Genomic DNA, 24,144 nt, shown 5'->3' with positions numbered 1-24,144 from the left:
GCCGAGTTTTTTGTCGCATGCGCTTCAGGCAACTGGAACGCGAATGCTTTTCGTTTAGATAAGCGACTGATTTAAAAAGGTTTTTTCCGCTTTTCCCTGCGCGCGCGATTCGTGGCGGGTACAATAACAATAATTGACCTTTCCGCCTTTCAGCATGCAGTCCGCCGCGATCGCCCAAACCACCGAGAAACAACGCGTTGCGCGCAAAAGTACTTTTGCGAGTATTGCGCTCAATAGCGTGTTGATGACGCTGCAAATCGCCATCGGCACGATCGCGCACTCGCAGGCGCTAGTTGCCGACGGTATCCATTCCCTTGCCGATCTTATTTCCGATTTTGTCGTGCTGATTGCCAATCGGCACAGCGGGGCCAAGCCCGACGCGGATCACAATTACGGGCATAGCCGTTATGAGACGGTGGCGTCGTTATTTCTCGGCGCGCTGCTGATCTCGGTCGGCGTCGGCATGTTGTGGCGCGCCGGTACGCGGCTCGCCGACATGCAAAATATTCCTGCCGTCCACATGAGCGCGCTCGCGGTCGCGGCGCTCGTGCTGGTCTGCAAGGAAGCGCTGTTTCGCTACATGCTGCGCGAGGCGAAGCGCGTGCGTTCCGCGATGCTGATCGCGAACGCATGGCACGCGCGCTCGGACGCGGCGTCGTCGCTGGTGGTGGGGATCGGCGTGATCGGCAGCCTCGCCGGCTTGCGGTTGCTCGACCCGATCGCAGCGGCCATCGTCGGTTTCATGGTCGCGCGCATGGGCTGGACCTTCGGTTGGGACGCGCTGCAGGATCTGTCGGACCGCGCGCTCGACGAAACCGCCGCGGCCGACATGCGCGCATTGCTGATGTCCACCCCGGGCGTGCGTGACGTGCACGAAATGCGTACGCGCAAGATGGGCGATTTCGCGCTCGTCGACGCGCACATTCTGGTCGATCCGATGATTTCGGTATCGGAAGGGCATTACATCGCGGAGTCGGCGCGGCTGCGTGTGCTGACCGACAAGCGCGTGCTCGACGCGCTGATCCACGTCGATCCGGAAAACGATGCGCTCGCGCATCCACCGGTCGATCTGCCGCCGCGGGAGCGCGTGACCGCCGAGGTCGACGCGGCGCTGGCGGTTTGGGGCTTGCAGGCCGCTGGGATAAATCTGCACTACCTGAGCACCGGGCTCGACGTGGAGGTGGTGTTACCGGCGGCGGCGTCCGTTGAAGGGCGCGCTGCGGACGGCCCCGAGGCCGCGCGTCTGCTGGAAAGCGAGGCGCAGTCGCTTGGGCGCGTCGATCTGGAGGCGCTCAAGCGTCGTCTCGGCGCGCGCAAGCTAGACGTGCTGCTGCAACGGGATATCTCGGCCGCGCAAGGCGGTCCGGCGGCGGAACTCAAGACTGGCGTCGCCCCCGGCGGTCGGTCAATCGCCACGGAGCCTCACAACGCCGCCTGAGTCCGATGAGTTTCGGACACCCGATGCCGCGAACCTTCATGCCGCCCGCAGCGGCGGCATCCGTCACAGCGGCAACTGCGTATCGAACTTGATTTCGCGCAGCACGACGCTCGTCCGTACCTGCGCGACGGCTGGAATCTTGAAAATGCGTTCGTGCAGGAAGCTGTCGTACGCCTTGATGTCCGGCGCGACGATCTTCAGGATGTAATCGGATTCACCGGTCGTGCTGTAGCACTCGGTCACTTCGGGGCAGGTGGCGATTTCCCGCTCGAACTGCTCGACGCCGCCTTCGGTGTGGCGCGTCAGATGGATATGCGCGAGCGCGCACACATGCAAGCCGAGTTTTTCGCGATCGAGCAGCGCCGTGTAGCGCTGGATCACGCCCGACTGTTCCATGTCCTTGATGCGCCGCCAGCACGGCGTGCTCGACAGCCCGACCTGGTCGGAGATTTCCTGCACGGAACGACGTGCGTCGAGCTGCAGTAGGCGCAGGATCTTCTGTGAGAACGTATCGAGTGTCAACTGCGCCTCCGTTAGCGTCGCCGTATCAACGCATGGTAGAGGGCGCGAAAACGAAACGCAATGTAAAACGGCTCTCGCGAGCGAGATTGCCTAATTTACCGGGTCGGGAGCGGCGTTTTGCCCTGAGCCGTCCCCATCATCCTTGCCGTCCCCCGGCAGCTCGGGCTGACGCGCGCGCAAGTCCTTCAGCATGTTGCAAAAGAGGGCACCCTGCTCGATCGCGTCGTCGAGCGCGACGTGCGTGTGCGGATGCTCGTCGAACCAGTGCTTCGGAAAGCGCGGCTTGATGTTCTTGCGGTACGGCAGGCCGGTCATCGCGAACGCAAGCGTCTTGATGTCGAGCGCCGACCACGAAAACGGGCAGCGGCCGACGAAGCGCATCATGTACCAGAACATATAGGTGAAGTCGAAGCCGGCCGGCATCGCGACGAACACCGGCTTGCCCGGCAGCGCCTCGACCCATTCGACATAGGCGGTCAGGGCGGCTTCGGGTTTCTGCAAGTCCTGGCGGCAGGCCGCCCATGCTTCCGGCTGGGTCTTCCACCACGCTTCCTGAACCGGATGCGGCGCTGCACCTTCGAGCAGTTCGAGATTCGCCGAGAACGTCGCGATCAGCTGCTTGTCTTCGGTGTATGCGGCGGATGCGAAGCTCAGCATCGAATGCGGGCCGGGGATCGGGCCGTCCGCTTCGACGTCGGTACTCACATAGATTTCGCTGCTCATGCGCCCACTCCGTCTGCGACGTAGGGATTCGTGCGGCGCTCGGCGCCGAACGTCGAGGTCGCGCCGTGGCCTGGCACGAACGTGACGTCGTCGCCGAGCGGCCAGAGTTTGTCGCGGATCGAGCGGATCAGGTCCGCATGATTGCCACGCGGGAAATCCGTGCGGCCGATCGAGCCGGCGAACAGCACGTCGCCAACTAGTGCAAGCCGGTGCGCGCGGCTGAAGAAGACCACGTGGCCCGGCGTGTGGCCGGGGCAGTGGTAGACCTCGAGGGTTTCGTCGCCGAATTGCACGGTGTCGCCGTCTTGTAGCCAGCGGTCCGGCTCGAAGGCGTCGGCGGCCGGAAAGCCGAAGCGCGTGCTCTGGTCCGGCAACTTGTCGAGCCAGAAGCGCTCGTCGGGATGCGGACCTTCGATCGGTACGCCGTGGTGGCTGGCGAGTGTCTTCGCGCCGGCGCAATGATCGATGTGGCCGTGGGTCAGCAAGACCTTGTCGACGGTCACGTTCTGCCGCGCGATCTCGCGCTGGATCGTGTCGAGGTCGCCGCCCGGATCCACGACGGCAGCGCGCCCGGTGGCCTCGCAAACGAGCAGCGAGCAGTTCTGCTGGAACGGCGTGACGGGGATCAGGGTGACTTTCATGGCTGGACGACGCGCTGGAAAAACGTTGATTGTACCGGGCCTCGCGACAGCCTCCGCCGCCCATGCGACGGGGCCGGCTCCCGGCCGGTCTCAGTCTTTCGTATGTCCATTTTTGCGATAAATGTGAAGATTGATCAAGTTTTTGAGCAGCCCGCCATCCCAAAAAAAAGTTTTGGGTATAATGGACTTCATGCACTAGGAATTGTGCTGCCACAAGGCGATGCGTTCCCACAAAAAGGGAATGCCGCTCGCCGTTCAAGTAAGGGCTGTCGGAATGCCGACGGCCATCCAGTATCGATGCGTTCGATGCACACGTCTTGCCCAGCCAGGCGCCGCGCGCCTGCTACGGAATTAATCTCCGTGACGCTGGGTGGGGCCTACGCCGCCGTTCCTGCGCGCTGAGTTGCGCGCGCAAGAACGTGTCATTGCCACGTTCAGTTGGCGGCATGTGGGGTCTGGTCAGGCTGCCGGGGACAGGTTGCGCCAGACGTGAAAATTAACCGTGCGGTAGCGGCTGAGTGAGCCGTATCCGGGCTTTGACGTACTGCGCTTTTTCGCGCGGCGCGTTGTCGTCCCTACCGCCGGAGCCGCAAGCAACCTACCCAGCAGTTTGCGGGTGACGCGGCTCGACAATGTGATTGCACGTCTTATGAAAACTCGGCTAACCCGTGGTGTAGGGACTCTTTTTGCCTTTTTTGTACTGGCCGGCTGTGCCACGCCTCCGGGCGCGCGCGATACGTCCGCGAACGACACGCCGCCAAGTACAAAGAACACGCACCTGAGCTCTTTCGGGCCGCAATCGTTCGGTAGCGCGCCGGCCTCGAGCCCGAGCGCGTCGAACGCGCCCGCGTCGCCGCTGGCTGACGCGCAGCCGCTCACCGACGACGGCGTCGACGTCGCGGACTTCCATCAGATCGGACGCGCGTCGTGGTACGGACGCTTCTTCCACGGCCGCCGCACCGCCAATGGCGAGCGTTACGACATGCATGCCCTGACGGCCGCGCATCGCACCCTGCCGCTCGGCTCGTACGTGCGCGTGACTAATCCGGCCAATTCGCGCTCGGTGATCGTACGGATCAACGACCGCGGCCCGTACGCCCGCGGCCGCGTGATCGACCTGTCGATGGCGGCCGCCGCCATGCTCGACATGCGCCACACCGGCACCGCGCGGGTCAAGATCGAAGGGCTCACGCAGCAGGAAGCGCGCGCCGAGCTGAACGAGACGCTCGCGTCGAACTCGGATTCGAACAAGTGATGTGACGTTACGTGGCGATGATGCCGCGTCGGCTGAACCAACCGTCTGTAGAAAATCGAAGGGCCGCGACATGCGGCCCTTGTCTGTTGCCGTCAGCCTTTTACCCGCCGGGCTCGACCCTCACGTTTCGGGCTTGTCTTCCTTCAGCGCCAGCGCGCGCGCGTACAACACGTTGCGCGATGCGCCCGTGAGCGCCGCCGCGACCTTCGCCGCGCTGCTCACCGTCAATTCTTCCAGCAGGATGCCGAGCAGCGCGTCGTGATCGTGCTCGCCGGCCGCTTCGGGCGCCGCGCCTTCGACCACCAGCACGAATTCGCCACGCTGCCGGTTCGCGTCGGCAGCGAGCCACGTTGGCCCTTCGGCCAGGGTGCCCTGGTGCAGGGCTTCGTGTAACTTCGTCAGTTCCCGCGCGATCAGCAGACGGCGTGTGCCGCCGAACTCATCGGCGAGCGCCTGCACCGTCTCGACGATCCGGTGCGGCGCTTCGTAGAACACCATCGCGTGAGGATGTTGCGCGAGCGCTTGCAAGGCGGCGGCGCGCGCCTTCGGCTTCGGCGGGAGGAAGCCGAGGAACGAGAACGTCGCGACCCAGTCGCCGGTTGCGCTGAGCGCGGTGGCGAGCGCACTCGCGCCGGGCAGCGGGACCACCACGAAGCCGGCCTCGCGCACGGCATCGACGAGCTTGGCGCCGGGGTCCGAGATGCCCGGCGTGCCCGCGTCGGACACGTAGGCCACGCGCTCGCCGGCCTGCAGATACTCGATCACGCGCTGCGCGGCGGTGCGCTCGTTGTGCTGATGCACGGCGACGAGCGGCTTCGAGATGCCGTAGCGCGCGAGCAGCTGACCGGTGTTGCGGGTGTCCTCGGCGGCGATGCGATCCGCGAGTCCGAGCACGTGCAGCGCGCGCAGCGTGATGTCGGCGATGTTGCCGATCGGCGTGGCCACCACATACAGCGCGGCGGCGGGGTACTGCTGCCCTTGCGCGAGTTTGGAGAGAGGAGTCATGACACGGAAGACACAAACAGACGGAACGAGGCCGACATTGTGCCATGTGGGCTTGCGCGAGCAGGCCGCGCCGAACACTGCGCAAAAGATGCCCATAAACGCCGGTCCAAAAACCGCCCACAACTTTTCCTGCGCTCACCAGTCCAAATCCGTCGGCGCGGCGTTCGAAGCACGCGCGCGAGAATTTTTGCAGCGCCAGCGTCTGCGCTTCGTGGCGCGCAACGTCACCTGTCGGGGCGGCGAGATCGATCTCGTGATGAGTGATCGTGACGGCGCGCTGGTGTTCGTCGAAGTTCGCGCGCGTGCGCAGCGGCATTATGGCGGTGCGGCTGCGAGCATCGGTTGGCAGAAGAGACAGCGCATCGTGCGAGCGGCGCGGCACTATCTCGCGACGCGCGCCACGACGAACCGCGGCCCGCGCGACGAACCCGCGTGCCGTTTCGACGTCGTCGCGTTCGAGAGCGGCAGGCTCGTGTGGTTGCGCGATGCGTTTCGCGCCGACGAAGTCTGACCGACAGCGCAGACAACGCGCGTGAGTGCGATAAACTTGCGCTCGCGTGCCGCGCGAACTCATCGGCGGCCACAGCCTGGCAGTATGACTTCACAACACGGCCGCGCAGTGCGGTCCATTCGCGGTACAAGATAGAGACTCGATGTCAGTCGAACGCATCCAACAACACTTCCGCGACAGCGCGGCAGTCAAACTCGAAGCCCTCGAAACCCTGTCGATGCCGATCGCCGCCGCGATCGACACGATGTTCGCCGCGCTCGCCAACGGCAATCGCATCCTCGCGTGCGGCAACGGCGGTTCGGCCGCCGACGCGCAGCATTTCGCGGCCGAGCTGATCGGCCGCTTCGAGCGTGAGCGGCCAGGTCTGCCGGCCATTGCGCTCAGCACCGACACCTCCGTGCTCACCGCGATCGCCAACGACTATTCGTTCGAACAGATCTACGCGAAACAGGTCTGGGCGCTCGGTCAGCCCGGCGACGTGTTGCTCGCGATCACCACATCCGGCAATTCCGCGAACGTGCTGGCCGCGATCGAAGCCGCGCATGAGCGCGAAATGATCGTCGTTGCGCTGACCGGCAAGGGCGGCGGACGCGCGCAGCAAGTGCTGAGCGACACCGACATCCACGTGTGCGTGCCGTCCGACCGCACGGCGCGCATCCAGGAAGTGCACCTGCTGACCATCCATTGCCTGTGCGACGGCATCGATGCCATGTTGCTCGGCGAAGACTGAGACTGATTTCGAAGGAGAGCTAGTTGATGAGCGTTTTCCGCATCAAGAAGACACTGGTGAGAACCGTGCTCGTGGTCGGGGTCGCGGCGGGCCTGTCGGCCACGCTGCAAGGCTGCTTTCTCGCTGTCGGGGCCGCGGCGGGCGGCGGCGCGCTGATGGCGACCGACCGCCGCACGCTCGGCGCGCAGACCGAGGATCGCGAGATTCAGGTGAAGGCGCTGTCGCAGATCAGCCAGAATCTGCCGGACTCCGCGCACGTCAACGTCACGGTGTTCAACCGCCGCGTGCTGCTGACCGGCGAGGTCGCGGGCGAGGCGTCGAAGCAGCGTGCCGAGAGCATCGTGCGGAACATGAACAACGTGAATACGATCGTCAATGAACTGGCGATCGCGCCGGCGAGCTCGTTCTCGTCGCGCACCAACGACACCTACCTCGAGACGCGCGTGAAGACCGCTCTGATCGCCGAGAAGAACATTTCGGCGAACAATTTCAAGGTCGTGGCCGAGCGCGGCAACGTCTATCTGATGGGCCTCGTCACGATGAATGAGGGCAATATCGGCGCCGACGTCACGAGCCGCGTGCCGGGCGTCGTGGAGGTGGTCAAGGTGTTCCAGTACATCCAGCCGCAGGAAGCCGAAGCTGCTGCGGCCGCCGGTGCGACGGCGCCGGTGGCCGCCTCGCAGCCCGAGGTCAGCGAGCCGACGGTCGGCGCGATTCCCGATTCGTCGGTGAGCGCGCGGCCGCTCGATCAGCAGGCGCCTGCGCCGGTCAACTCGTCGACGTCGGTGCGACCGGGTAATCCGAAGGCGGTGCCTTGAGGCGCGGTATGACGCGTGCGGGTGTCGTGTTCGCGTTGGTGGTGGGCGCGGTGGCGGGCACGATGACGTCGGGTGCTCGCGCGGCCGAGGCGCCGCGCGGCCAGCAGGTCGCCGCCGCGAATGCGTGCATGGGCTGTCACGCCGTCGATCGCAAGCTGGTTGGTCCGTCGTTCCAGCAAATCGCCGCGAAGTACAAGGGCGACGCGCAGGCGCCAGCCAAACTCGCGCGCAAGGTGAAGGACGGCGGCTCCGGCGTATGGGGCATGATTCCGATGCCGGCCCATCAATCGATGAGCGATGCGGATATCCGCGCGGTGGTCGACTGGGTGCTCGCGGGCGCGCCGTCCAGATGAGGTTTTCCCGGGGCTGGAGGCTTGGCAAAAGGGAAAATGGCTGTGCTAGAATTATTTTTGTGTTGGGGGGGTAGCTCAGCTGGGAGAGCGTCGCGTTCGCAATGCGAAGGTCGAGGGTTCGAGCCCCTTCCTCTCCACCAGGAATATCAAAGGGTTACAGGTGATTTGCCTGTAACCCTTTTCTGTTTCTGAGGTTCGTGTAACCGCGGTGTAACCAGATTTGATCAATCCGGATCAATGCGGCGCCATTCGCGGTACAGCTCCGCGACAAGCGAGCAGACCCTGGTTGGCAAGCCATCAATGCAGTCTGCGAGGCCAGACGAAAAAAAGCCCGCAGTCGCGGGCCAGAAAGTCTCAGGGCGTGAGCGGACGCCGGGTCTCGTCATGCACCAAGATGTAGAAGCGTTCTTCATCCGAGCGCCAGCGCACCCCGGGACACCGTCATCACAAGATGACTCTGGTCGTCCCACTCGCCAGTCCACCCTGCCCGCTCCAGCAGAGGCATCGCCCGGGCCGCCGTTCAGGCTGATGGAAACGGCCCATCTCAGAGGTGCGCATCTTGAAGGAGTTCATCTCTGGGACGCTACGGGGCTCGAGCGGCACCAGCTTGCAAATTCATCGGCCGATGCGCAGACAATCCTACCGGACAGCGTGGCTCGGCCGGCCAAATGGCCGCCAGCAATGCCCTGAAGGCGGACATTTCAGGGCGCGCGCTACGACGGGGATGCGATCGATACAAATCTGGCGCAGCTGAAAGCCGCACAGAAGCAGAACTCGGTGTTCAAGACATCCTCCCTTGTGAGCCAGCGTCAGGCAGCAGTCGACCCCGCTCTGCCACTGGCTTTGTGAGCATCAAGCGACCGTTTATAGGGCACTCCGGTGATCAACTTCGCCACACCATTTGCTGATACGACGCGACGCTACCAATGTGATCGCACGAATCTTCTGCGCCATGACAACAGCCCCGCCCTTGGCTTGCTAACACGGATGAACCGCTGAAGTGCGAGAACCGCATGGCACCGGACGATCAACCTCCCGTCATCAGATGGACTCGGGTTCCCACGCGAGGCTTGGAGAGAGCTGCACAGTTTGATAGAGGCGATTCAAAAACGCCGCCCTGTTGCTTGGCAGCATCCCTGTTTGTTGCATCAATGTCTCGCGCAGCGGGTGATGGCCGCCAACCAAATACTCATTGCGTTGGTGCAAGCGCTCTAACAACGGGAGGGACGGAATGCGGTCGAATTTTCCTTTCAGTCCCCGGTTGCACGTAGGGCAGGCCAACACGAGGTTCCACACCCCGTCCAGATTGACACCCAAGTTGGCCTGTTTTAGCCGATGCGGAAAAAAATGATCCACATCCGCATTTCTTCGTTGCCCGTCCAGCTGGGCGGCGATTATCTTGGCCGGCGTGTTGCCTCACGAAGGAATGTTACGCACGGGATGCTGCGCCGGATGGCCGAGCCCACACCCTTGCGGCGTTTGCGCTGCCCGTCGATCGCCAAACGTGCATTGGCCAGCATGCGATCGATAGTCGCCGCGCTGACATCAAGGAGTTTGGCCTTGATGACCGGATCCAGATCGAGATGGCCGTGCCGCTCCATGGCATCAATCAGCTTCGGGATCAACGCCTTCAGGCGCTTGCCGCAAACCCGGTCGGCTGCTTCCCACAACACCGTCAGCGCCTGGCGTACCGCCTCGTCGTACCGCCTCGTCGTACAGCCGGTTGCGCTCGCGCGCCCTTTACCGCGCCGGGCTGCTCCCGCAGCAGCCGGATGGCGTGCTTGCGGTGATACCGCGCAATTGCAATGCTGCGACCAACTCCTTACGTGTCGTCACGCTGATTTGCCTTGTCACCTCGTGTCGCTCCCTCCGGACAATCCGGCGGGTGGCAAACTACGTGAGGCAACAGGTCAGCGCGAGTTGCATTTCTGATGAGTCAATGCACCGGCCATGCTGCTTGACGCTGTCTACAGGGTCGATCTTGATATGTGTCAGGATGTCGTCGCGTTCGTGATTGCCTTCAAATGCTACGCGCCGCTCACCTTCGATGCCCATTCGTGGACGGGCGATAAACGTTCAATTGCAGCTGACAAATCTTCTGTCGAGTCGCGCGACGGATCAATTGGAGCCCATATGGTGAGGTGAGGCGTAACCGGCATCATCCTTGATTCTGCATCCGGTCCTGCCTTTCTCAACAAAGTCACAGCCTGGCGACCCCTGCCACGGTAGCTACGGTCCTCGTTGAGGCAACGGATGGCTTCGTTTAGTATTGTCTGCCATAACTCTTCGGTAAGTTCGGACAGGCGAAATTCGCGTTCGCCCAAGAGTTGCTCCACGATGTCCGGCCTCGAAGTTGCCTGCCACGCGTCTCGAGCGAATCGTAGGGTGATATTCTGCGGGTCTCGCAAATGGGGAACAAGTCGAAGCAACGCCGGAACTTCGAGTTCAGAACGTATTAGCGAAGCAATCGGCCAGCCGCGGTATTCCATGCCCTCAAGATTGACTCCCACACGCGCCGTCCCAACATCCGGATATATCTTCAAATTCCATTGAACGCCTTCGCGTCCATCACTAACTCCGAACGCCGGTTTGTTCAACTGCCCGAATGGTCGTCCTTTAACCTTCAACAATTCGGTGAACCCGTCTAGCAAATGGGCGTATATGGTGTCTCTGTTTGGGCGCGCAGACTGCTTGCGGGGACGACCGGTTCTTCTCGACACTCCGGAATCCTCTTTCTGGCTTTCCGCAATGGTCACTGTTCTTAGGTCCGGCGCCGACCCGAGTATGGATTGAATCGCGACAATTGCGTCGTCTGGATGAATATTGAAGAACTCACGTTTCTTCTGTCGGAGTGGCAGTAGCTTTGCGTGAACCAGCGATTCAAACTTTCGGCAATCTTTCACTGCGATGTGATGCGTCACCTCCCAAAGAAAATCCCCTGTCGAGCTCTGATTGATTTCTGCACAGCGGACAACGGGATCTCTAGCGGTTCTTCCGATCTTGCACACCGGAAGATCGATGTCTTTAACCCCGAGAATATAGACATACCCTTTCTCCGCCTCGGAGTAGTTTTCCATGCAGGTTTTCCTAAAGTTAGAGAACTAGCTGCTGCAGCATCGATTGGAAGGTCTCGCATTTGGCGTATTCCGCTCGTCACACGACTTCAAGGTAACTCGCCAAACTTGATATCGATCGCAAAGCACAAACCTAACACGTGCCGGTACCGTTCGTGCTTGTCGGGGACAGCGGGGGAACAGCGGACCTTGGGGACCTACACGTATTAAGCCCCAAGATTTTAGCCCGGTTGCAAAGCCTAAGTCGAGGTGATGGCACGCGATACCGCGACGGTCGGATCGGGGGGAGCAAGCACTTCCCGAACGGTCAGCTCCTCTTCGGGCAGGCACAAGAAGGACTTGAATGACAGTTGCGAAGTCGAAGGCGCCGTTCGAATGTCGCACCTTGCCTGGGAGCGAACGCCGCTTGTTGGCCGGGTGCCGACTCATGCACTTTGCATACACAGCTTCAACCTCGCTGGGCTGCGATCGGCAGCACACGACCCTCATCGGTCGTTAGGCAGGGCGGGAGACGGATGACTGCTTTCAAAGTACAACGGCCACGCATGCCGATACGCCCGCTACTCCGCTTCGAGCGCCGCGCGAATCTTCGTCAATTCCGTATGCGTCTCCGCGTTCGATTTTGGAAAACGCAGTTTCAGCCTCTCGAGCGTGTCGACTATGACCTGTGACACGATCAATCGCGCGTTTTCCTTGTCATCCGCGGGCACGACATACCATGGCGCATGCTCCGTGCTGGTTGCGCCAAGGCACCGCTCGTAAGCATCCATGCACTGAGTCCAGAACTTCCGTTCCTCAATGTCCGCTGCACTGAGTTTCCAGTTCTTGTCCGGGTCGTCGATCCGCTCGAGAAAGCGCTTGCGCTGCTCTTCCTTCGAAAGATGAAGAAAGAACTTCACGACACGCGTGTCGTTGCGGTAAAGGTGGTGCTCGAGCTCCACGATCGATCGATATCGCCCTTCCCAAAGCGCTTCCCCCGTGCCGGCCCTTCCGGACAATCCTTCCGCCTGCAATAGCTCGGGGTGCACGCGCAGGATCAGCACCTCCTCGTAATAGGAGCGGTTGAAAATGCCGATATTTCCCCGCTCGGGCAAATTGCCAGTGGTACGCCACAGGAAGTCGTGCTGCAGCTCTGTGGCACTCGGATGCTTGAAGCTGGTCACCTGGCAGCCTTGCGGATTCACGCCGGACATCACGTGTTTGATCGCGCCGTCCTTGCCCGCCGCATCCATCGCCTGAAAAATGAAAAGCACGGCTAAACGGCTGTCCGCAAACAGCCGAAGCTGCAATGCATTGAGCCGTTCGATGTGGTCGGCGAGAATCTTGTGATACTGCTCCTTCGATTTATAGACTGGCTCGACCCGAGTGGGCCGGTGTGCGAGCGACACCTTGTGATCCGCGCGCACCCTGAATTCGTCCGTGTCGATCTTCATGGCAGTTTCCTTCTCTGGTTGCGAGGCGACGCCTTCAGGTTCCACGCCCAGCCGACTGGGCGGCCAGCCAACGCACAATCTGCGGCCAGTGTGCCGACTCGAAGTGTTCACGCGCGATCGAGAAAACGCCCTTAGAAGGTTCCCCGCGCACGCGGGGATAGACCCGTGACCATCAGAAAAGACCTTTCCCGCCCCTCGGTTCCCCCGCATGCGCGGGGATAGTCCCCTGAACGTGCGCACGAGCACGAGCATCGAGAAGGTTCCCCCGCGCACGCGGGGATGGTCCGTACTGAGAAGTGGAAAAATGTACTATCTATTACTGACGTTCTTTTCATCGACGGTTTTGTGGAACACCCCCTGGAGAGGCAGATATGGATACATTGAGATTCGCACTCGCGCTGGAAGGTGAAGGGATGGATCCGAACCACGCCGGCATCATTGCGCACGAGCTGTATGCGCTCTATGCGCACTCGGTGCTGGGCGGTAAGTACAAAGCGATTGACTACGGCGACTTCGACGAGCTTCAGGCCAAGGCCCGCAAAGTGAGAGAAGAGAAGCAGAGGCGCGCCGACAGTATCCGCGCGCTCAACGAAGAGATGCGTCAGGAGCGGGAAGCGCGAGAGGCGGCGAGACCGGCTGAAGAAGCAAGACGCGCTCAGGAAGCGAGCGCAGCGAACGCTATGAGCGAGAGCCTTCGCGAAACGACGGCCTACCTGAAAGTGCGCACCGAGCTGAATCGCGAGACGGCCCGACTCGACTTTGTGTTAGAGAACGGCTTGCCGGAGAAGGGCTTCGAAGACGAGGTGTATCGCTATCCCGGATGGGCGCATCTGGGCTGGTTTCCGACTCAGCGCGAAGCGATCGACGCAGCGATCAAATACCCAAAGAAGGACGAGTAATGGACGGTCCAATTCAGACGACGCCAGGCAGGGGATAGCCGCACTCGAGCTACAAAAGCGTCTATACGCATGCATTGTTCCCCCGCTCACGCGGGGATAAGCCCATCGTCAATGCAGGCCAGTTCGGCAACGGCGAGGTTCCCCGCTCACGCGGGGATAGACCCGGAGTGTAGTCAAACGGGATTTTCGCGTTCCGGATTCCCCCGCACGTGCGGGGATAGTCCCTCGCCGCGCAGGTCCGGCAGGTTGAAGGTATTGTTTCTCCCGCTCGCGCGGGGATAGGCCCACTTAACAGAATTCGTTGGACTAGCGCACGGTTAGCTAGACTCGAAACCACGGAAGGCCGGGAAAGCGCTGAAGTCTAAGGACTGCCGCCCGCAGTCGGCGTCCGGCAACGCGTCGATGAGGCCGCTTTATTCACAGAGGGCGGGAGGCGCTTCACGAAGATCGATCCGGCGGTCGGAACCCGTTGTGCGGAAGACCTCTGGTGGCCGAGCGCTGCCCGACGCGGTCGGCGGCAGTCGACCGAGCTTGTGTGAAAACACGCTGATCACCTAGACTGGATTAACTCATTCAGCATGGGTGACCGGATGAAGCGATTCATAGAAGGTGAAGACCGCAAGCAGGTGACGCTGCTTCCAGAATGCCTCGATGATTTCGTCGCCGAGGACAATCCGGTCAGGATCATTGAGGCGTTCGTTGAAGAGCTTGACCTAGGCTCACTGGGCTTCGATGGTGCGATGCCGTCGACTACAGGTCGCCCGTCCTATCATCCAGAAGTGCTGTTGAAGATCTATATCTACGGCTATCTGAACCGGGTCCAATCGAGCCGTCGCCTGGAACGGGAGTGTCAACGCAATGTTGAAGTGATGTGGCTCACGGGTCGTCTGGCGCCGGACTTCATGACGATAGCCGACTTCCGTCGCGACAACGGCATCGGCATTCGCAATGTGTGTCGCCGCTTCGTGATGCTGTGCCGTGAGCTGAAGCTGTTCTCGCAAGCACTGGTCGCCATTGACGGCAGCAAGTTCAAGGCAGTCAATACGCGCGATCGCAACTTCACCGAGGGTAAGGTCGACAAGCGGCAGAAGCAGGCTGAAATCGCTCATGCACTTCTGCCCATAACGGCACGCAGGGGTCCGTCCACTAACTACAGGATCGTGATGAGGAGCCCCTTAGTCTGTCAGAACCGGAAATCCACCGCCGCACGAAACAGCTGCGCTGGCCGTTGCGGCCCGTACAAAAACTCTCCGTCGAGCTGCACGATGCGCGGCTCATCCTTGAGACGTCGACGGAACACGCTCTTGTCCAGTGAGCGACCGAGAATCAGTTCGCATGTCTGCTGCAGTTCGGTGAGCGTGAACCGTTCGGGCAACAGATGCAGCGGCAACGCAGCCCGGTCTACCTTGTCGCGTAACGTCGCGAGCGCGGCGGCGATAAGCTTCGCATGATCGAACGCGAGGCCGGATCCCGGCGCGAACGCGTCACGCCATTCGATGGCTTCCGTTTTGCTTCCGGCTACCGCGGGCACCAGGTCGCGAGGCAGCAGCGCGTAATACAGCACGCTGAGGGACCAGCCGCGCGGATCGCGGGCAGCCCCGCTGAAGGTGGCGACCTGATCGAGGAACGGCACATCCACGCCGGTTTTGCTCGAAAGCACACGCCGGGCCGTGTCATTTAGGTCCGAGTCGGACATCGGATCGAGCACGCCTCCCGGCAGGGCCCATCTACCTAGTTCAGGCGTATTGGCCCGCTTTCCCAAGAGCACGCGCAGGCTGCCCTCTTGAATTGTGAAGAGCGCGATATCGGCGGTGACGAGGGGGAATAGCTTTTTCATCGAGAGCTTAGTTGCAATATGTCAATATGTGGTGATACGATACTAAGTAGTGTACTGCAACTAAGTACTCACGGCCGTCGGCCTCAACGCCGAACAAAAAACGGGGAGAATCCATGCATAAGATGTGGATCGAAGAGGAAGTGAATCTCGATGTGCTGGCCGCTCACATTTCGGATTCCGGCCTCGATTGCACCATGCAGACGGACCGCATCGTGCTGCACTCCGAATCTGGCATCGCTTATCAACTGATCCTCGACGAGAATAGGAAGTTCGTCCGATTCATGACCTTCTTCCCGGTAGCGCCGCATGCCGCTGAGAAGCAGAAGCGTGACTTCGAGCATAGGCTCAATATGCAGGTCTTCATGGCCTCTTTTTCCGTCGATGACGATAACGATCTCGTCGTCCACTATCCGCTGCCCTACGGTCACGGGTTGATCGCCGGTCAGTTCATGGCGGTGCTGCACCGTTTCGCGTCGATGCTTGAGTTCGTGATCGGCACGAAGAACAAAGACGGTCTGATTCTGTTCGGATCGAATACGCCGCAGCCTGAAGAGAACGACGATAACGATCCGGATCCTTCTCGCGATCCGACCGACGCAGTCGCGCGATTGCTCAACTGAGCCGTCGACGATACTCACGCACTTATAGGACGAAGGGGAGAGTGAGAAATGAGCAAAACAGCACGATTTGAGGGTTGCCTTCTGGGTCTGGCCTGCGGCGACGCAGTAGGAACCACCGTCGAGTTCCGCGCGCGCGGAACGTTCAGACCTGTCACCGACATGACGGGCGGCGGTCCATTCGGGCTCAGGCGCGGCGAATGGACCGACGATACATCGATGGCGCTCTGCATGGCGACGAGCTTGGTCGAACGGCGCAAATTCGACGCGCGGGACATCATGGACCGGTTTTGCCGTTGGATGGACGGCGGCTATCTGAGCAGCAACGGCACATGCTTTGACATCGGCGGTACTGTCAGCGATGCGCTCGAACGATACAAGGACACAGGAAGCGTATATGCGGGCTCGGAGGATCCGTATTCGGCAGGCAACGGCTGTCTGATGCGCCTCGCGCCGATTCCCATGTTCTTTCACACTGATCCCGCTGCCGCGATCGAAAACTCCGGTCTCAGTTCGCGACTGACGCACGGTGCAAGGGAGTGCGTGGATGCGACACGCCTGTTCGGCGCGATGCTGCTCGGCGCGCTCGATGGCGCTTCAAAGGATCAAATCCTGAACGGTCACGATCTTCCAACAAACGCGGGCCCAAGCGTGCACGCTATCGCGGCCTGTTCATATCTTCGCAAGAGCGAGGATGATGTTCGCGGCTCGGGATATGTGATCGACAGTCTCGAAGCGGCGCTCTGGTGTTTCGCGCATACGTCTTCTTTCGAAGAAGCGATCCTGCGTGCGGCCAATCTCGGACAGGACGCCGACACGACCGCCGCCATCTGCGGACAGATTGCCGGCGCGCACTATGGCGTGACGGGCATTCCGGCGCGCTGGCTCGAATGGCTGGCGATGCGCGACGAGATTCGCGAACTGGCCAACAGACTCGCAGTGGCATCGGACAACAATTAAAACTGACAGGTTACGGGGAAGGTTCTTATGTGGCTCATGACGCCAATCGGCTTTTTCAGCATCGTGCAGAAAGCAGGCGATATCGGGGCGGACACGCTGACCGTTCGGGCCCGCGCGCGCGGCGATCTCGAAGCGTTGCGCGACAAGTATGTGCATGAACTGGGCGAAATCGTCGAAGGTGCGGGAACCGACTATCCGTTCCGCGCGGTCGCGCCGCGCACGAGCTTGAGCGCCGCGCTGGCCGCGATCGTCGCGGACCTCGATTACGGCAACTTCAAGAGCGAGGTGGCGCGTCGACAGGGTGCGGCGCGCGCTCACACGTACCATGACGTATGGCAGGTGCTGCGCGGCGTGGAACAGAAGACCCAGCGCTCCGGCCCGGCCATTCATCCCCGGCGCGACGACGCCGGCCTGGAAGTGACGATCGAGAAGCCAAGCGTGACGACATCGGCTTCGACGTGGCAACGGGCATGCGCGATTGCGTCGGTCGTGCCCGATGCGCAAATGCCGTCGGAGATCGGCTCGCTGGAGGTTCGATCGTGGCGAGATGCACCGCGTTCGGACGTGGAATAGGAAGCGCTCGCCGACAAGACTCCGATCGACGAGCCGGCGTTCTGCCCGCCTGCGGGTTACAAGCGCGCCGCAGGCGTCGTGATTCGCGAGCCGGACGGCCGAGTTTGGATCGTCGCGCCGACGAATGGATTCGGCGGCTACCAAGCGACGTTCCCGAAGGGCACCGTGTCCGGCAAGTCCATGCAGGCGACGGCGATGGCTGAAGCCTTTGAGGAATCGGGGCTGAAAGTGCGTCTGACCTCTCATCTCGTCGACGTGAAGCGCAGCCAGTCCTACACGCGTTACTACCTGGCCGAGCGGCTCGACGGCAATCCCGCGGACATGGGATGGGAGAGTCAGGCGGTGCTGCTCGTGCCGACCGGACAACTTGCGACCGTGCTGAATCATCGGAACGACAAACCGATCATCGAGGCGTTGAAAAAGGAGGGCGTCTAGTGACAGAAGCGACTCATGATTCACTGATGCTGCCCGGCTGCGCAAACTGCTGGCCGGCATCGCCCGAGGCCGCGTGGGACGCGCGCCGCGAACTGCGGGAACTGGCCATGTGGGTCGATGAGGCACACTTCAACGTGCGCGGCCTGCAATGCGTGCATTGCTCGCGTCGCTTCATCTCTGTCTTCACAGAATCGATCGACTGGATCAACGGCGATGACGGGCAAAGCTGGACGACCGCGCCCGTCACCGCTGCCGAGTTCGCGCAATTGGAAGCGGCGCTGCCATCGTCGATCGACGCGGCGCTGCGCCTAGTGCCTGCGAATCGCCGCAGCTTGCGTCGCGATCATCCGTCGGGACAGGACGCCCAGATCGGTTGGACAAGTGGCATCGACGTCTGCAGTCACGACTGAACGTCGTCGCCATCCCCAGATGGCGCACGCAGACGCAGACGCTGAAAATTGATCCACGGAAAAATGGGCATGCGGCAAACGCTCAGCCGCTGGTTGTTGTCGTCGAGCCCGCCCATTTGAGTGATGACTGCGCTGATCATGTTGCTCGAGGCCTAGCATCCGCGGGTAATGAGCTTCTTTTTGCGCCGCATCGTTCAGATGCTTATCGGCGAGCGGTTGCCAGGGGGCCGGCCTGACGAAAACGTTGACCTGAAAAAACTGCTTGAGAAAACAGGGATTTTTCTGGTACCTCACGGCTTCTACGCTACAGAGACAATCTGTCTGTCTTATCGCATATGCGGTCAATCGTCAGAGTAAGGGTGTGAACACTTGGTTTTTATTCCGGTTGATGCGGCTGCGATAGGTCAATACTGTGGCATCAGCTCTCTGTCCTTCGCCAGGGAAATCACCAACATCGCGCAGCATTACGCTGCGCAGCGCTATACGTCGGGGTAGCCAATCGGGTACGGAACAGCAACCTAACAGCAGCGGGTAGACACCCGGTACCAAACAGCAACCAAACAGGTAACCAAATGGCAGGACGGATTCAGTATCGCTTCAACGACCAGGCCTGCGAGACCGTCATCCTCGACGACGCCGAGACCATTGCCAACCAGTGCTCGCCCGGCGACGCAGCGGTGGTGCCTAGTGCGGACGGCTGGTGGATCTGCTTCGTCGGCGCCCACGGCGACGTGAGCTGCTGGGAAGGCACGCTCGATTCCGCCGAGGAAGCCGTGGAAATCATCAACGCCGCCTGATACCAAACAGCCACCGGGTAGCCGTCCGGTACCAAACAGCAAACAAACAGGTGAACCAAATGCCGACCATCTCTTTCGTGAGCCCAAAGGGCGGGGCAGGGAAGACCACCAGCGCGCTCGTGCTGGCCGAGCAGATCGCGATGTCCGCGCCGGTGACGATCATCGACGCCGATCCGAATCACCCGATCGCCACTTGGGCGAACGGCTCGAATTGTCCGGCCAATATCAGGGTCGTCTCCGACGTCGATGAGGAGAACATCATTGAAGCGATCGAAGAAGCACGCGAGCGCACGCCCTTCGTCCTGGTCGACCTTGAGGGGACGGCGTCCAAAATCGTGGTCTACGCGGTCGGGATGTCCAACCTGGTGATTGTGCCGAGCCAAGGCTCGCAGCTCGACGCCGCGCAAGCCACGCGCTCGCTCAAGGTCGTCAGGGAGCGTGAGAAGATCGGGCACGGGAAGGTGCCCTACGGCGTCTTGGTGACGCGCACGAGTCCGGCGATCCGCACGCGCACGACGGCCCACATCATCAAAACGCTGCGCAAGGGCGGCATCACGATCTTTGACACCGAGTTGCACGAGCGGGAGGCCTACAAAGCGCTCTTCGCCTTCAACGCGCCGCTAGCCCATCTCAACCCGAAGGAAGTCGCGAACATCGACAAAGCAGTCACCAACGCCGAGAAGTTCGCGGCGGAAGTCATCACCATGCTCCGCGCGAACGCGGGCAGCGACAAAGCAGAGCCGGAGGCAGCATGAGCGAACGCGTCAACCCCATGGACGAGCTGAACGACATCAAGGTCGAGCAGCCCAACGCCCGGTCGGTGCGCGAAGCCGCAGACAAGGTCGCCGCCGCGGTCGGATTCCCGAGCCGCCAGGCGCCACGCGCGCCGGCCCCGAAGCCGCCGCAGCGCCGCCACACCACCGGGCGCAACGTCCAAATCCCGATCAAGGCCACGGCGGAGACGCGGGAGAGGATGGCCGCTATGGCGGACCGGCTGCAGGCCCCGTATGGAGAGGTGCTGGCGCGCGCGCTGGCCTCGCTGGAGCGGGAGCTGGCGCTGATGGATACCTGAGATGGGTACCTGACAGCAACCGAACAGATTCCATGGGGCCGACATTAGCAGGGGTTAAATTACTCGGAATGACAAGCTGGGCGCTGCTTTCCGAAAATTAATACAAATTTGAACCACGGGTGTTTCGTGTTGCCATAGAATAGCGGCCTGGCTCCCGACCGACAGAGTTCACCGTGGTTTCGGCGGCTTCAAAAACCTGTGCGGCTTCAAAACCGCGTGACGTCTTTCGCCTTCGGGCGGGCTTAAAAAACGACTTCCATTGAGGGGGCCGGGTCATCGTTCTCCGCCACATGGGCGGCTTTGGGAAGAAAACGGCGCCGTGCTGGCGTAGTCGGCGCGCGCGTTTTTTTTCGTCGCAGGCAACCCAACTGGAGAACAGAACTACATGACGCGCGTCATCAACGGCATCCGCATCGAAGAACACACCGACCAGCTTTACATCCGCTTCCCGTTCGCGCTGAAAGACCTTTTCCGCGCATCGTTTAAGACGTCGAAATGGGACTCCTCCGCAAAAGCGTGGACCGTGAAGGCAACGACCGCGAATAAGAACAAGGTCGCGGCCTGGTCCGCGACCGCCGAAGGGGCCGCCGCTGACGCCGTCACGCTCGAAGAGACGCCCTTCGCCGAGGCTGACCTGGCCAAACTGCGCCGCGACGTCGCGCGTGCTCGCCAGGACATCGCCGCGCAACGGGAGCGCGCTGCCGCGGCGCGCGCCGAGAGCGCCCGGCTGACCGCGCTGTTTATTGAACTGCGCAAGGAAGTCGAAGCTGTGAGGTCCGACGCGGCCGCCGCGGCCGATGAGCTTCATGCGGCGCGACAGCCGGCGCTCGCACTGTGCGATGAGTTGGGAGTTGGCGCGGCAATCCGGACACTCGCATGGTTCGCGCGTAAGAGCATCGTGCTCAAAGCGGACAAGGGCGAGTTTTACGCGGCGTGCCAAAAGCTCGACGCCGCGCACGCGGAAATACTTGGGCGCTTGGAGCTGAACGTGCCGGGCCTGAAGCTGCTTGGCGACGTGAGCGTGAACAGACTCGATCGGCTGCGCGAGCTGCTGGCGCTGTATGAAGACGATGTGCTTCGCGGCATCGACGCAGACTAATAGCTGACACTGCAATGGCGGTCTGTCCAGATCGAAAAGCGCGTGGAGGCGCAAGGTCTCGCGCCCGATGAGGCTACAGACGACCAGAAGCAGAGGGCTCCCCATGCAGACACGCGCCCTGCCCGCAAACGAGCTGTCGATCGCAAAGCCTTCAAGGACTGGCGCGAGCGGGCGCTCGAAATCGGCATCGACTTCCAGCGCAGGGAATGAGGGCTTAAAAAAGCCAATGTCGAAGGCTAGCTTCGATTCGTCCTGAGTGCGCCGCCGAATAGGCGGATAAAAATGCTGCGCGGAGCGCTCCAAGCAGCCCTTTTTGCATTTTGTTTGGCGAGCTCGAGGAGTCGTCCGCGTCGTCGCGAGTACATTCATCTCCACAGGCAACCGGTCAGTCTCATACGGCGTCTGAACAATCGTCCCACCCGTAGTCTCCTGTCTCCTTCCATGCCGTTCCAGCTGCTTCCGGGCGGCTGAGTGCTGGCTCCGCACGTTGATCGCTGGCCGCCCATGGCTCTCTGGGCGCGGAGTTCTTCGTATGCGGAACCCGTCCCGCCCTTGGATCACACCACCACTACTGAGCCTCAGCGGGCCGTTACATTCTCGACGGGGCGGCGCATCAGGTGACGTCCGCGGCCATCAAACGGCGCGATAATGAACAAGAGAAAAAGGCGGTCGACACCAACGTATAGATTTTGACACTTTACGTTCGTGACCTGGTTATTGACCTTAACGGAGTACCCGTGGAGCCAGAGTTCAAAAAATCCGAATTGGAACTGCGCCAGCGGGCGGACGAAGTTTTGTACTACGTATGGGATCCTATTGGCGTTGCGGAGTGCACGGCGGCACGCGATGAGTATGAAAGATATCTGCCAAAGGTTCTCTCATTGTTACAGCAGGGAGCGAACGCATCGGCCATCGCAGCATATCTGGACGCGCTCGTAACCGACCAAATGGGCTTGCAGGAAAATACTGAGCATTCAAAACGCGTCGCTGAATTGGTGCTGAATTGGAAAACTAGGATTTACAGATCTCGATAGCGATTGCGGTCCGAGGACTGGCTCCCCGGCGATACCGTCTTGGCGCTGTCCCGGGAAAATCACCGCCCAGATTGGGATGCAAAAGAAAAAGGCTCCCCGCACACTCGGAGCCTCTTGGACCATACTGGATAAAACGGTATGTTAGAACGGGTCGTTGAAGGTTGTCCCGAACGGATTTCCATGCACGTCAATTCCGCCCATGCCGCCAATCATCGACAAGCCATTGACGTTGAACGCGAACCCGTTGCCGCCAAACATGCCTCCGTCGAACGTGTTGCCGCTGTTAAAGTCTGCACCGCCGAACTTGGCATCAGATGCGCCGGATGACCAACTGAAGCTCGCCGAACTGAAGTCAACACCGCTGTAACCCGATGGCAGAATGAGTCTTGCCGTTAAGCTGAATAAGCTCAACCACAGGGGGAACAGCCCGCCAATTACGAGAAGAACCGGAATAGCCGCAATCCAGACACTATCGAACAGAGCGGAAAGAATAGCCGAAAAGATTACGGGAACTAGCACGTGAAGCAACCAGACCAGTGAGCCGATGAGACCCGTCGCGCACGGGTACAAAACCATGGTGGCCGCTGCAAGCGGCCATAGGACCTGGCTGCACACGGCAGCGATAACGGCCCGCCGAAAGCTGTTTCGCTCCTTGCCCTGCAGAAACTCGAACGTCATACAGTAGGCGCGAACAACTCCACCGCCAAAAACTCCGGCAACCGCCATAAAGAAAAGGCCCTGTTTCCAGCTCGGATGTACGAAGAAGTAAGTAATCAGAGCTAGTTGGACGAAAATCGCGACCAGGCCTGCAAAGTGCACAGACTTCAACATATTGCGCACCAGCACTGGTACGACCAGAATAGGCGTCGCCGGTAATGCCCATAGCAGCTCGATATATCGCTTGCGCGGCAGCCAACCACTCTTTCGGACACTTCGAAGACCCGCAGCAAAGCCGAGCCCCAAGCCAATGGCCAGAACTGCGGGAAGCCGTTGGTGCAGCGAAGAATGGCATACGAGATAGCTAATGACTTGCGCACCGAGAAGCGAAACGGCGTAGTCAGTCAAGGTTTCGCCATGCTTGGCGAACCATTTCGGCGCGCCCCGAATAAGCCTATGTCCGTGCAACCACAGCAAGTAGAGGCAAAACGCACCCACGGCAAGCCCTATGATCTGAACCACCCCGAACCCATGCCAGAACGACACACTGGGCTGCGTCGTACTCGCCGTCTGACTCCCGCTCTGCATGCTTGCGGCGACCACACTTGCATGGCGCGCACTTGACTGCCCTGCGTGCTTGTGATGCCTGCTTGCGGCAACTGCGCCATTCTCCGAGAGCAGGGCGATACTACCCAGTAGGCTCGCCGTTTGAAATGCGTTCAGGCGACCGCTGCTCCGTGCTACGAATAGCGTTAAACGCTGTGACGCTCTAAACATGAACATCGCTGAATTCCTTTTTATTATAAAAACCTGTCCCGTTTAATGTAGCGATGTGAATCGCGAATTTCGCGCAACCAGCTGTTCAGTTCGCCATGCCGACGGAGCACGGAGTTCCCTAGTTAGAGTCCGTCCGCGGATACGAGACGTGATTTTATTGCTGCAATCACAGCGTCGCAGTGCGCTAGACAGCGCACCGCCAGACTCTGTAGCGCCATCGCCCAGATGACATCGCGGCCGGATGCAGTAGCACAGGGCAATGCATAATGACATTCGCTGTCTCCATTCGCAAGCGCCCAGATGCCTTGACGTGAGTATTGGTAATCTTTCAGAGTCCGTGGTTTTCTCTTGGTATAACGAGAAATAGCTAATTTGCCAACCACTGAAAATTCTTGTTGACTCCCGTCGAACACCATTGATAACGTGTCTCTTCGGGGGCATTAAATCGGGACCACGCAGGACCTGAAAAAAAAT

General features: G+C 60.8%; 29 protein-coding genes, 1 tRNA gene and 1 pseudogene. 20 read left to right on the top strand and 11 right to left on the bottom strand.

All coding sequences use genetic code 11. The features are described from left to right. The first annotated feature begins 154 nt into the window (after window positions 1-154). Entirely contained in the window at window positions 155-1,438 is a 1,284-nt protein-coding gene (locus OKW30_RS17715) for a cation diffusion facilitator family transporter (protein WP_429347259.1), read from the top strand. A gap of 63 nt (window positions 1,439-1,501) precedes the next feature. On the opposite strand, the gene OKW30_RS17710 is transcribed toward OKW30_RS17715, so the two are convergent. From OKW30_RS17710 to OKW30_RS17700, 3 genes are all read right to left on the bottom strand, one after another. Beyond that, complete coding sequence (locus OKW30_RS17710) at window positions 1,502-1,960, bottom strand: Lrp/AsnC family transcriptional regulator (protein ID WP_012431468.1); 459 nt, start codon at window positions 1,958-1,960, stop codon at window positions 1,502-1,504. A gap of 90 nt (window positions 1,961-2,050) precedes the next feature. Beyond that, the gene (locus OKW30_RS17705) at window positions 2,051-2,683 is read right to left on the bottom strand and encodes an exonuclease (protein WP_090802665.1); all 633 of its coding nucleotides are present in this window, start codon (window positions 2,681-2,683) and stop codon (window positions 2,051-2,053) included. Beyond that, entirely contained in the window at window positions 2,680-3,324 is a 645-nt protein-coding gene (locus tag OKW30_RS17700) for an MBL fold metallo-hydrolase (protein ID WP_429347258.1), read from the bottom strand. The genes OKW30_RS17705 and OKW30_RS17700 overlap by 4 nt, the downstream gene beginning before the upstream one ends. A gap of 649 nt (window positions 3,325-3,973) precedes the next feature. Between OKW30_RS17700 and OKW30_RS17695 the strand changes: the two genes are divergently transcribed. Then, complete coding sequence (locus OKW30_RS17695; RefSeq protein WP_429347257.1) at window positions 3,974-4,579, top strand: septal ring lytic transglycosylase RlpA family protein; 606 nt, start codon at window positions 3,974-3,976, stop codon at window positions 4,577-4,579. Between the two features lie 120 nt (window positions 4,580-4,699). Here OKW30_RS17695 and rsmI read toward each other — a convergent pair whose 3' ends face one another. Beyond that, entirely contained in the window at window positions 4,700-5,584 is an 885-nt protein-coding gene (gene rsmI, locus OKW30_RS17690; protein WP_429347256.1) for a 16S rRNA (cytidine(1402)-2'-O)-methyltransferase, read from the bottom strand. Between the two features lie 88 nt (window positions 5,585-5,672). Between rsmI and OKW30_RS17685 the strand changes: the two genes are divergently transcribed. From OKW30_RS17685 to OKW30_RS17665, 5 genes are all read left to right on the top strand, one after another. Next, window positions 5,673-6,095: a YraN family protein gene (locus OKW30_RS17685; protein WP_260336494.1), complete on the top strand. Its 423-nt coding sequence runs from the start codon at window positions 5,673-5,675 to the stop codon at window positions 6,093-6,095. Window positions 6,096-6,237: 142 nt separating this feature from the next. Continuing rightward, on the top strand, window positions 6,238-6,825 hold the full coding sequence (locus tag OKW30_RS17680; protein ID WP_184068788.1) for a phosphoheptose isomerase: 588 nt from the start codon (window positions 6,238-6,240) through the stop codon (window positions 6,823-6,825). A gap of 26 nt (window positions 6,826-6,851) precedes the next feature. Then, window positions 6,852-7,643 (top strand): BON domain-containing protein, encoded by a 792-nt coding sequence (locus tag OKW30_RS17675; protein WP_090802672.1) that lies wholly within the window; start codon window positions 6,852-6,854, stop codon window positions 7,641-7,643. A gap of 8 nt (window positions 7,644-7,651) precedes the next feature. Next, complete coding sequence (locus OKW30_RS17670; protein ID WP_429347255.1) at window positions 7,652-7,996, top strand: c-type cytochrome; 345 nt, start codon at window positions 7,652-7,654, stop codon at window positions 7,994-7,996. A 64-nt stretch (window positions 7,997-8,060) separates the two neighbouring features. Next, window positions 8,061-8,136, top strand: a tRNA-Ala gene (locus OKW30_RS17665). A 901-nt stretch (window positions 8,137-9,037) separates the two neighbouring features. On the opposite strand, the gene OKW30_RS17660 is transcribed toward OKW30_RS17665, so the two are convergent. The 4 genes from OKW30_RS17660 to OKW30_RS17645 all read right to left on the bottom strand — a co-directional run bounded on the left by OKW30_RS17660 (window position 9,038) and on the right by OKW30_RS17645 (window position 12,503). Next, window positions 9,038-9,352, bottom strand: a complete 315-nt coding sequence (locus OKW30_RS17660; RefSeq protein WP_429347254.1) for a hypothetical protein — start codon at window positions 9,350-9,352, stop codon at window positions 9,038-9,040. A 38-nt stretch (window positions 9,353-9,390) separates the two neighbouring features. Further along, complete coding sequence (locus tag OKW30_RS17655; protein ID WP_429347253.1) at window positions 9,391-9,669, bottom strand: hypothetical protein; 279 nt, start codon at window positions 9,667-9,669, stop codon at window positions 9,391-9,393. Window positions 9,670-10,023: 354 nt separating this feature from the next. Further along, window positions 10,024-11,073, bottom strand: a complete 1,050-nt coding sequence (locus OKW30_RS17650; RefSeq protein WP_429347252.1) for a GIY-YIG nuclease family protein — start codon at window positions 11,071-11,073, stop codon at window positions 10,024-10,026. 557 nt (window positions 11,074-11,630) lie between these two features. After that, the gene (locus tag OKW30_RS17645; RefSeq protein WP_429347767.1) at window positions 11,631-12,503 is read right to left on the bottom strand and encodes an ADP-polyphosphate phosphotransferase; all 873 of its coding nucleotides are present in this window, start codon (window positions 12,501-12,503) and stop codon (window positions 11,631-11,633) included. A gap of 413 nt (window positions 12,504-12,916) precedes the next feature. On the opposite strand from OKW30_RS17645, the gene OKW30_RS17640 reads away from it, so the two are divergent. Next, window positions 12,917-13,402, top strand: coding sequence for a hypothetical protein (locus OKW30_RS17640; protein WP_429347251.1), 486 nt, complete (start codon window positions 12,917-12,919; stop codon window positions 13,400-13,402). Window positions 13,403-13,992: 590 nt separating this feature from the next. Beyond that, window positions 13,993-14,502: pseudogene (locus OKW30_RS17635) on the top strand (transposase); the annotation flags it as partial. A gap of 83 nt (window positions 14,503-14,585) precedes the next feature. On the opposite strand, the gene OKW30_RS17630 reads toward OKW30_RS17635, so the two are convergent. Then, complete coding sequence (locus OKW30_RS17630) at window positions 14,586-15,239, bottom strand: NUDIX hydrolase (RefSeq protein WP_429347250.1); 654 nt, start codon at window positions 15,237-15,239, stop codon at window positions 14,586-14,588. A gap of 122 nt (window positions 15,240-15,361) precedes the next feature. Here OKW30_RS17630 and OKW30_RS17625 point away from each other — a divergent pair, with 122 nt between their 5' ends. The 5 genes from OKW30_RS17625 to OKW30_RS17605 are packed head-to-tail and all read left to right on the top strand — an operon-like array spanning window position 15,362 to window position 18,234. Further along, a complete protein-coding gene (locus tag OKW30_RS17625; protein ID WP_429347249.1) occupies window positions 15,362-15,859 on the top strand; it encodes a YbjN domain-containing protein in 498 nt (165 codons plus the stop codon). 48 nt (window positions 15,860-15,907) lie between these two features. Next, the gene (locus tag OKW30_RS17620; RefSeq protein WP_429347248.1) at window positions 15,908-16,816 is read left to right on the top strand and encodes an ADP-ribosylglycohydrolase family protein; all 909 of its coding nucleotides are present in this window, start codon (window positions 15,908-15,910) and stop codon (window positions 16,814-16,816) included. 27 nt (window positions 16,817-16,843) lie between these two features. Then, the gene (locus tag OKW30_RS17615; protein ID WP_429347247.1) at window positions 16,844-17,389 is read left to right on the top strand and encodes a hypothetical protein; all 546 of its coding nucleotides are present in this window, start codon (window positions 16,844-16,846) and stop codon (window positions 17,387-17,389) included. Between the two features lie 24 nt (window positions 17,390-17,413). Further along, window positions 17,414-17,824 (top strand): NUDIX hydrolase, encoded by a 411-nt coding sequence (locus OKW30_RS17610; RefSeq protein ID WP_429347766.1) that lies wholly within the window; start codon window positions 17,414-17,416, stop codon window positions 17,822-17,824. Further along, the gene (locus OKW30_RS17605; RefSeq protein WP_429347246.1) at window positions 17,824-18,234 is read left to right on the top strand and encodes a hypothetical protein; all 411 of its coding nucleotides are present in this window, start codon (window positions 17,824-17,826) and stop codon (window positions 18,232-18,234) included. The genes OKW30_RS17610 and OKW30_RS17605 overlap by 1 nt, the downstream gene beginning before the upstream one ends. Here OKW30_RS17605 and OKW30_RS17600 read toward each other — a convergent pair. Then, entirely contained in the window at window positions 18,225-18,374 is a 150-nt protein-coding gene (locus tag OKW30_RS17600; protein ID WP_429347245.1) for a hypothetical protein, read from the bottom strand. The genes OKW30_RS17605 and OKW30_RS17600 overlap by 10 nt on opposite strands. 432 nt (window positions 18,375-18,806) lie before the next feature. Between OKW30_RS17600 and OKW30_RS17595 the strand changes: the two genes are divergently transcribed. The 6 genes from OKW30_RS17595 to OKW30_RS17570 all read left to right on the top strand — a co-directional run bounded on the left by OKW30_RS17595 (window position 18,807) and on the right by OKW30_RS17570 (window position 22,236). Beyond that, window positions 18,807-19,031: a hypothetical protein gene (locus tag OKW30_RS17595; protein WP_429347244.1), complete on the top strand. Its 225-nt coding sequence runs from the start codon at window positions 18,807-18,809 to the stop codon at window positions 19,029-19,031. Window positions 19,032-19,090: 59 nt separating this feature from the next. Continuing rightward, window positions 19,091-19,786, top strand: a complete 696-nt coding sequence (locus OKW30_RS17590; protein WP_429347243.1) for a ParA family protein — start codon at window positions 19,091-19,093, stop codon at window positions 19,784-19,786. Then, window positions 19,783-20,103, top strand: a complete 321-nt coding sequence (locus tag OKW30_RS17585; RefSeq protein WP_429347242.1) for a hypothetical protein — start codon at window positions 19,783-19,785, stop codon at window positions 20,101-20,103. The genes OKW30_RS17590 and OKW30_RS17585 overlap by 4 nt, the downstream gene beginning before the upstream one ends. 385 nt (window positions 20,104-20,488) lie before the next feature. Next, complete coding sequence (locus OKW30_RS17580) at window positions 20,489-21,202, top strand: hypothetical protein (RefSeq protein ID WP_429347241.1); 714 nt, start codon at window positions 20,489-20,491, stop codon at window positions 21,200-21,202. Between the two features lie 42 nt (window positions 21,203-21,244). After that, window positions 21,245-21,412 (top strand): hypothetical protein, encoded by a 168-nt coding sequence (locus OKW30_RS17575; RefSeq protein ID WP_429347240.1) that lies wholly within the window; start codon window positions 21,245-21,247, stop codon window positions 21,410-21,412. A gap of 527 nt (window positions 21,413-21,939) precedes the next feature. Then, on the top strand, window positions 21,940-22,236 hold the full coding sequence (locus tag OKW30_RS17570; RefSeq protein ID WP_429347239.1) for a hypothetical protein: 297 nt from the start codon (window positions 21,940-21,942) through the stop codon (window positions 22,234-22,236). Between the two features lie 141 nt (window positions 22,237-22,377). Here OKW30_RS17570 and OKW30_RS17565 read toward each other — a convergent pair whose 3' ends face one another. Further along, a complete protein-coding gene (locus tag OKW30_RS17565) occupies window positions 22,378-23,439 on the bottom strand; it encodes a hypothetical protein (RefSeq protein WP_429347238.1) in 1,062 nt (353 codons plus the stop codon). Window positions 23,440-24,144 lie beyond the last annotated feature (705 nt).

This window comes from Paraburkholderia sp. Clong3 (assembly GCF_050436485.1).
GTDB classification, from domain to species: domain Bacteria; phylum Pseudomonadota; class Gammaproteobacteria; order Burkholderiales; family Burkholderiaceae; genus Paraburkholderia; species Paraburkholderia tuberum.
This window is presented reverse-complemented; position numbering and strand designations above follow the sequence as displayed.

Coding starts and splice junctions, on each gene's coding strand:
- OKW30_RS17585 (WP_429347242.1), top strand. CDS start 19,783: ATGAGCGAACGCGTCAACCCCATGGACGAGCTGAACGACATCAAGGTC.
- OKW30_RS17705 (WP_090802665.1), bottom strand. CDS start 2,683: ATGAGCAGCGAAATCTATGTGAGTACCGACGTCGAAGCGGACGGCCCG.
- OKW30_RS17685 (WP_260336494.1), top strand. CDS start 5,673: ATGCCCATAAACGCCGGTCCAAAAACCGCCCACAACTTTTCCTGCGCT.
- OKW30_RS17630 (WP_429347250.1), bottom strand. CDS start 15,239: ATGAAAAAGCTATTCCCCCTCGTCACCGCCGATATCGCGCTCTTCACA.
- OKW30_RS17645 (WP_429347767.1), bottom strand. CDS start 12,503: ATGAAGATCGACACGGACGAATTCAGGGTGCGCGCGGATCACAAGGTG.
- rsmI (WP_429347256.1), bottom strand. CDS start 5,584: ATGACTCCTCTCTCCAAACTCGCGCAAGGGCAGCAGTACCCCGCCGCC.
- OKW30_RS17620 (WP_429347248.1), top strand. CDS start 15,908: ATGAGCAAAACAGCACGATTTGAGGGTTGCCTTCTGGGTCTGGCCTGC.
- OKW30_RS17675 (WP_090802672.1), top strand. CDS start 6,852: ATGAGCGTTTTCCGCATCAAGAAGACACTGGTGAGAACCGTGCTCGTG.
- OKW30_RS17600 (WP_429347245.1), bottom strand. CDS start 18,374: ATGATCAGCGCAGTCATCACTCAAATGGGCGGGCTCGACGACAACAAC.
- OKW30_RS17700 (WP_429347258.1), bottom strand. CDS start 3,324: ATGAAAGTCACCCTGATCCCCGTCACGCCGTTCCAGCAGAACTGCTCG.
- OKW30_RS17590 (WP_429347243.1), top strand. CDS start 19,091: ATGCCGACCATCTCTTTCGTGAGCCCAAAGGGCGGGGCAGGGAAGACC.
- OKW30_RS17640 (WP_429347251.1), top strand. CDS start 12,917: ATGGATCCGAACCACGCCGGCATCATTGCGCACGAGCTGTATGCGCTC.
- OKW30_RS17680 (WP_184068788.1), top strand. CDS start 6,238: ATGTCAGTCGAACGCATCCAACAACACTTCCGCGACAGCGCGGCAGTC.
- OKW30_RS17580 (WP_429347241.1), top strand. CDS start 20,489: ATGACGCGCGTCATCAACGGCATCCGCATCGAAGAACACACCGACCAG.
- OKW30_RS17715 (WP_429347259.1), top strand. CDS start 155: ATGCAGTCCGCCGCGATCGCCCAAACCACCGAGAAACAACGCGTTGCG.
- OKW30_RS17670 (WP_429347255.1), top strand. CDS start 7,652: ATGACGCGTGCGGGTGTCGTGTTCGCGTTGGTGGTGGGCGCGGTGGCG.
- OKW30_RS17615 (WP_429347247.1), top strand. CDS start 16,844: ATGTGGCTCATGACGCCAATCGGCTTTTTCAGCATCGTGCAGAAAGCA.
- OKW30_RS17650 (WP_429347252.1), bottom strand. CDS start 11,073: ATGGAAAACTACTCCGAGGCGGAGAAAGGGTATGTCTATATTCTCGGG.
- OKW30_RS17595 (WP_429347244.1), top strand. CDS start 18,807: ATGGCAGGACGGATTCAGTATCGCTTCAACGACCAGGCCTGCGAGACC.
- OKW30_RS17695 (WP_429347257.1), top strand. CDS start 3,974: ATGAAAACTCGGCTAACCCGTGGTGTAGGGACTCTTTTTGCCTTTTTT.
- OKW30_RS17625 (WP_429347249.1), top strand. CDS start 15,362: ATGTGGATCGAAGAGGAAGTGAATCTCGATGTGCTGGCCGCTCACATT.